This is a genomic window from Glycocaulis sp. (assembly GCF_052168375.1).
Classification (GTDB): Bacteria; Pseudomonadota; Alphaproteobacteria; order Caulobacterales; family Maricaulaceae; genus Glycocaulis.
Map to the genome: position 1 here is coordinate 1 of NZ_JBQLZR010000195.1, position 5,863 is coordinate 5,863.

Sequence of the window (5,863 nt, forward strand, 5' to 3'; positions counted from 1 at the left end):
CACAAAAGACCAGAGCCGTGACCGGCGCAACCCGTGACATGCTTCTATAGCATGCGCCCGCGCCGTGGCCAGTCCCTGTAACGCCGCCTGACCGCAATGCTCAGATGCTCCCGGCCGCGTCTCGAACCGTTGCAGTCTTGTGACAGTTTAACCCTCTTGCCCCTTGGGCGCGGGCAGAGCGGGTTGACCACCCGGCGACGCCCATGTCTTCTGGCGTCTGCGCGTCCGGGGGAAAGCGGGGGCGCCACGGCGAGGCCGCGAGAGAAGGACACCCATGACAGCGCTTCGCGCTTACCGGCTGGCCTTCATTATTCTCGCGGCCGCGCCTATTTCCCCCCTCGCCCTTTTCACCTCGAGCACTCAGGCCCAGGCGCTCCGCTATGGCGACAGCCTCGAAACCGAGCTGACTTTCGGCGCTGACCTGCTTTTCGCGCCGGGTGATTCGAGCGGCCGGGCCGGCCTGCTCGGCGAGGTGCGCTTCGGCCTCAATACCCAGCACACTTTCGACAATCTCGACCGTATAGGCTTTGTTGGCGGTCTGGTGCTGCGCCGTGATGCCGGAAGTGCAGGCTTTGCCCGGTCTGTCGGCAATTGCCCGCCCGCACTGGCGGGATGCCCGTCAGCCGGGGGGCTCGTTCCCGCAGGCGCGTTTACCGGCTTTGTTGCCGGTCCGGGGGTCGAGGGCGATGATCCAGCCTTGGCCATAGAGACAGCCTACCTCTACTGGCGTGGAGGCTTTGCCGAAGTACGCGGCGGATATGGCCCTGGCGCAGCCAGTCTCGAAACTGAAGACCTGCCAGGCGCTTTCTGGCTGATGCGCGCCGATGGTCCGCGCGTTGACGCATCGGGCCTGAACCTCGCTTCGACCACCAACACCCTTTCCGGATACGCGCCGAAGATTGTCGTGCGCAGCGTGCGTCTTGCCGGTTTCCGGCTGGCGGCGTCCTACACCCCCGATGCCAATATCTGCGGTGCCAGCTATTGCCGGCCCCAGGGCGTGCCCGGTCTCTTTGCCGGCGCCGATGTGGGTGATGTGGCAGAGCTTGGCCTCTCCTTCGACCACCGCTTCCGAGCGTCTGGCGTGCGCTGGACGGCGGGCCTTGGCCTTGCGCATGGTCAGGCGGCAAATGCCGGGAACGGCTTTTACGAAGATCCGTGGGCCGTCTCGGCCCGCATCGTCCGGGTTCAGGGGCCGTGGAGTGCAGGCTTCAGCGCGCTGGTCAGCAATGATGGGGCGCCGGATAGCCGCTACCGCGCCGAGTCTGTGAGCCTGGCCTATGAGCGTGGCGACTGGCTTTTCAGCATTGAGGCATCGCGCGCCCGCGCGGGTCTGGCCGACGCCCGCAGCGAGACCATTCAGGCCGGAGTGTCCCGATATTTCGAGCCTGGCTTCATCATCGGCGCGGGCGTTTCGCATAGTGAAGCCGACTTTGCCGCGCCGGGCGCGGGCGGTCCGCGCCGCGAGAGCGACTCCGATACCCGGGCCTTTATCGAGGCAGGGTTGCGCTTTTGACACGCTTGTAACGGATTCGCAGGGTTTCGGGCGCAACCCTATTTCGGCCTCTGCGTTGCTGGCTTATATCCTGATGCGAGGTATCGGAGTTTGACATGCGCCTTGCGTTCCCAGTCCTGACAGCCTTGCCGGTCGCGATGGCGCTTGCCACCGCGCCGTCCGCATGGGCTGTGGATGGTGATGAGGCGGGTGCATTCAACCTGCGCGGCAATGCGTTTTCCGGCCTGACCTCGCTGGAACGCCTTGAGGACCTCGCCGAGCAGGCCGAGGCTGCCCAGACCGAAATCGAACAGGCCGGTGCCGACCGCCGCAGAAGTGAGCTTCTGTCGGTTCCCGATACACCCACCGCATCGGCTACCGCCTGGCAGCGCCGTTTCACCATGGCGCCTGCAGGGCGCATGGCCTCTGTCTGGGGTGAGCAGGCTGAGCAGTTCCGCTTCTCTGCCGGTGAACGCTGGGGCATTTCGCTGGGCATTTCCCAGCGCATGCGCGGACAGGCCTTCGAGCTGGAAGATGTCAGCGCGGGCGCCTACTTCGCCCTGACCGACCGGGTGCGCATTGGCGGCGAATTCCGCTTTACCGCCCCGGAAGAAGATATTTTCGGTGAAGAGCCGGATACGCGCACGCCTCAGCTGCGCTTTGAATCCGCCTTCCGCTTCTAGGCGGTTTTCTCCATCTGATTGCACAAGGCTTCGACGCAGCTGATGAGCCGCGCGATATCGTCTGGCGTGGACAGGCGGTGGTCGCCGGTCTTGGTGAGGTGCAGGCTGACATCATCCGAAGTCAGCGCCTCGCATACCCGCACGGCGTGCTGCCAGGGCACATCCGGATCGGCCATGCCTTGCAAGACCCGCACTGGACCATCAACCCGGATCGGCCCGTCCAGCAGGAGCCATTGGCGCGCTTCCTCGATCAGGCCGCGCGTGATGATGAGAGGTTCGCCATACTCCGAAGGCTGAGCCCATTCGCCCCGGTTCAGGATCTCCGCGCGAACAGCCTCGCTGAACCCTTGCCACATCAGGGCTTCGGTAAAGTCAGGCGCCGGTGCGATGAGGACCAGCCCGGCAACGCGTTCAGGCCGCGCCAGAGCTGCCAGAAGGGCCGTCCATGCACCCATGGAGGAACCGACAAGGATCACCGGGCCTTCGGTCAGCTGATCGAGCACGGCCAGCGCATCACGGCGCCAGCGTCCGACGCGCGCGTCACGCCAGTCACCGTCAGACTGGCCATGGGCGAAATAGTCGAAGCGGGTGAAGGCGCGCGCCTGTTCCCTGGCCCACGCATCAAGTGCAAGCGCCTTCGTACCCTCCATGTCGGAGCGCAATCCGCCCAGCCAAACCAGGTGAGGACCCTTGCCGGCATGCTGGTTGTAGGCAATCCGATGATTGTCGGCGGTGCCTAGAAACTGGACCATGGTCGAACCTTTGTGTGCGTGATGGCGTTTGCCCCTGTGACCGCCCATCTTTAAGAGTGAGGCCCGCGCATTCAACTGCCAGCCTGTATCCCCAACCTGCCTGACTACCGTCCGGAACCGCTCTGACCCATGAAAATCCTCCAGCTTGTTCCTGAGCTCGATGCGGGCGGAGCCGAACGCACCACGATCGACGTGGCCGAAGCGGTCGTGCAGGCGGGCGGCCAGGCGCTCGTGGCAAGCCTTGGTGGACGGCTGGAAGGCGAGCTTGATGCCGTTGGCGCAGAGCTTGTCCGGCTGGACATGAAGACCAAGAACCCGCTTGCCATGCACGCCAATGCGCGCCGCCTCGCCGAACTGGTGAAAGCCCGCCAGATCGACATCATCCATGCCCGCTCGCGCGCACCGGCCTGGAGCGGCTTTCTGGCTGCGCGGCAAACGCACATACCGTTCGTGACGACCTATCACGGCACCTATAATGCGAAATCGGTGCCCAAGCGGTTTTACAACTCCGTCATGGCACGCGGCGATGCGGTCATCGCCAATTCCCACTTCATTGCAGAGCATGTCCGCGCCGAGCATGGACCGGTCCTCGCGGCGCGCCGGGCAGACCTGTCCCACCTGCATGTCATTCCGCGCGGCGTGGATTTTTCTACCTTCGACCCTGCGCTGTGCGATCCGCTGCGGGTTCAGGGCCTGCGGGCGGCCTGGCTGGACGGGCGTGATGCGCCTGTCATTCTCCTGCCCGCCCGGCTGACAGCCTGGAAGGGCCAGCGCCTTGCCATCGAGGCTGTTGCGCTACTGAGCGCCATGCAGGGCAGCGGGCAGCCGGTCCTTGTCTGCGCCGGGGATGCACAGGGCCGTGACGGCTATGTCGAAGAGTTGCGCGCGCTGGCGGCCCAAAAAGGTGTTGCCCTTGTGCTCGCAGGTCATGTCACCGACATGGGCAGCGCCTATCTCGTGGCCGATGTCGTGATCAACCCTTCGACCGATCCGGAAGCCTTTGGCCGCACGCTGGCAGAAGCCATGGCGATGGAGCGCCTTGTCATTGCAGCGGCCCATGGCGGACCGCTGGAGATCTTGTCAGGCAGCGAGACCGGCTGGCTTTTCGAGCCGGGAAACGCGAGCGATCTAGCCCGGCGCCTGCATACCGCTTTGACGCTTGACCCCCCGGCACGAAAATTGCGCGGGCAATTGGCGCGTCAACGTGTTATCGGCCATTATTCACGAGAGGCGCTGCAGGCAGCGACCTTGCGGGTATATGCAGAGCTTCTAGACTGACAGGCATGAACGAGACCGAGCCGCCCAAGGAACAGGTACTGGTCGTCCATGAAGGCGATCTGCGCGCCACTGTGCGCATGATGGCGGCTGCGCGGGCCTTGCGCGATCATCACCGCAAGGCGCGCATCACCTTCCTGACGACGCCGGAGTTTGAGGGTCTCGTCAAATACTGCCCGTATTTCAACGCGGTCGAGACAAGTCTTCACGAAACGGCCAATCGCGGCTTATTCGAGCGGGTAAAGATGGCCCGGGCCTCCAAATTCGACTTCGTCTACGATCTCTGCGCCTCCGATGCCGCCCGCAAGCTCAAGGGCGCAATGCGCCTGTCGCGCGGGCGCTGGATCGATCTGGCCCCCGACCCGCGCAGCGCCGGCCACCCGTCCGAGCAGATTGCCGAACATCTGGGCGAGGCCGGTATCGGCCGCACCGGCTATCATCTGGGTGAGGCCCCGCCGCCCTCGCTCGACTGGGTCGATTTTGTCGCCAAGCGATCGCGCACACTGGAGCCGGCCTATTTCGGGCTGCAGGGCCGCTATGCGCTCTTTGCCCCGGCGGGTGACGAGTTCCAGCCCGCCTTTCGCTGGCCCAAGGAGCGCTGGGCCTCGCTGGCGCACGCCTTGAAGGAACAGGGTGTTGAGCCGGTGATCGTCGGCGGACCCTCCACTCGCGAGATCGGCCGCTACATTGCCCATGTCACGCCGGGCGCGCGCGATCTCACGGGCCGGGCAAACCTCGTTCAGCTTGCAGGCCTCGGCCGCAAGGCCAGCTTTGCCTTTGGCGAGGATGTCGATCTGTTGCACCTGCTGGTGGCTTCCGGATCGCCCGCTGTAATGTTTCATCCTGGTGCTGAAGCGCCACACATGGCTTCGCCGCGTGGTCCGGAAAGCGTGATTCTCATGCATGCTCCGACACTTGCGCAGATTTCGGTTGCCGAGGCCGTGCAGTCCATGCGCGTGGCCGGCGGGTTCGCCCGCAACCCGGAAGCGGCCTGAATGTCTTGATTTTACCGGTCATCTCACGATATGCGCTTGCATCGAAAGCGCGTATATGCGCGTTGACACGACTACGCCTTATGTTTGCCGGCCGCGGGAGCGTTTTCAGCCTCCCCAGCCCGGTGCTGTGACAGGAGAAGACGCATAGCACGACGTCCGCACGCCGCGCCGCCTGCCAAGAAGGATGGGCCGCGCATCAATGGAGAAATCCGCGTTCCGCGGGTGCTTCTGATTGACGAGAATGGCGAGAAGCAAGGTGAGATGCCCATCGAGGCCGCGCTGGAAGCAGCTGCCGAGGCCGGGCTTGACCTGATCGAGGTCTCTCCCAATGGCAATCCGCCAGTCTGCAAGCTCGCCGATTTCGGCAAGCTGAAATACCAGGAGCAGAAGAAGAAGGCCGAAGCTCGCAAGAAGCAGAAGACGCAGGATATCAAAGAGATAAAAATGCGTCCGAACATCGACACGCACGATTATGAGGTGAAAACCAAATCGATGCGGCGCTTCTTCGAGGACGGCGACAAGGTCAAGATCACCTTGCGCTTCCGTGGCCGTGAAATGGCGCACCAGGATCGCGGCATGGTCATTTTCGACCGGGTCAAGGCGGATTTCGGTGACATCGCCAAGGTGGAGTTCGAGCCCAAGCTCGAAGGCCGCCAGATGATCATG

6 protein-coding genes are annotated in these 5,863 nt (G+C 64.0%); 5 read left to right on the plus strand and 1 reads right to left on the minus strand.

What is annotated here, in order from left to right; translation table 11 throughout:
• Nucleotides 1–274: 274 nt before the first annotated feature.
• Both ACTS2Z_RS07660 and ACTS2Z_RS07665 read left to right on the plus strand, forming a co-directional pair.
• Nucleotides 275–1,513, plus strand: coding sequence for a porin (locus tag ACTS2Z_RS07660; protein ID WP_442572624.1), 1,239 nt, complete (start codon nt 275–277; stop codon nt 1,511–1,513).
• Between the two features lie 95 nt (nt 1,514–1,608).
• Nucleotides 1,609–2,175, plus strand: coding sequence for an NtrZ family periplasmic regulatory protein (locus ACTS2Z_RS07665; protein ID WP_442572625.1), 567 nt, complete (start codon nt 1,609–1,611; stop codon nt 2,173–2,175).
• On the opposite strand, the gene ACTS2Z_RS07670 is transcribed toward ACTS2Z_RS07665, so the two are convergent.
• Nucleotides 2,172–2,927: an alpha/beta fold hydrolase gene (locus tag ACTS2Z_RS07670; protein WP_442572626.1), complete on the minus strand. Its 756-nt coding sequence runs from the start codon at nt 2,925–2,927 to the stop codon at nt 2,172–2,174. The genes ACTS2Z_RS07665 and ACTS2Z_RS07670 overlap by 4 nt on opposite strands.
• A gap of 129 nt (nt 2,928–3,056) precedes the next feature.
• On the opposite strand from ACTS2Z_RS07670, the gene ACTS2Z_RS07675 reads away from it, so the two are divergent.
• The 3 genes from ACTS2Z_RS07675 to infC form a co-directional block, all read left to right on the plus strand.
• Nucleotides 3,057–4,205, plus strand: coding sequence for a glycosyltransferase family 4 protein (locus ACTS2Z_RS07675; protein ID WP_442572627.1), 1,149 nt, complete (start codon nt 3,057–3,059; stop codon nt 4,203–4,205).
• Between the two features lie 5 nt (nt 4,206–4,210).
• Nucleotides 4,211–5,197: a glycosyltransferase family 9 protein gene (locus tag ACTS2Z_RS07680; RefSeq protein ID WP_442572628.1), complete on the plus strand. Its 987-nt coding sequence runs from the start codon at nt 4,211–4,213 to the stop codon at nt 5,195–5,197.
• A gap of 144 nt (nt 5,198–5,341) precedes the next feature.
• Nucleotides 5,342–5,863 (plus strand): translation initiation factor IF-3 (gene infC / locus ACTS2Z_RS07685; protein ID WP_442572629.1); only part of this gene is annotated, 522 nt, incomplete at its 3' end.

Coding starts and splice junctions, on each gene's coding strand:
- ACTS2Z_RS07680 (WP_442572628.1), top strand. CDS start 4,211: ATGAACGAGACCGAGCCGCCCAAGGAACAGGTACTGGTCGTCCATGAA.
- ACTS2Z_RS07665 (WP_442572625.1), top strand. CDS start 1,609: ATGCGCCTTGCGTTCCCAGTCCTGACAGCCTTGCCGGTCGCGATGGCG.
- ACTS2Z_RS07660 (WP_442572624.1), top strand. CDS start 275: ATGACAGCGCTTCGCGCTTACCGGCTGGCCTTCATTATTCTCGCGGCC.
- ACTS2Z_RS07670 (WP_442572626.1), bottom strand. CDS start 2,927: ATGGTCCAGTTTCTAGGCACCGCCGACAATCATCGGATTGCCTACAAC.
- ACTS2Z_RS07675 (WP_442572627.1), top strand. CDS start 3,057: ATGAAAATCCTCCAGCTTGTTCCTGAGCTCGATGCGGGCGGAGCCGAA.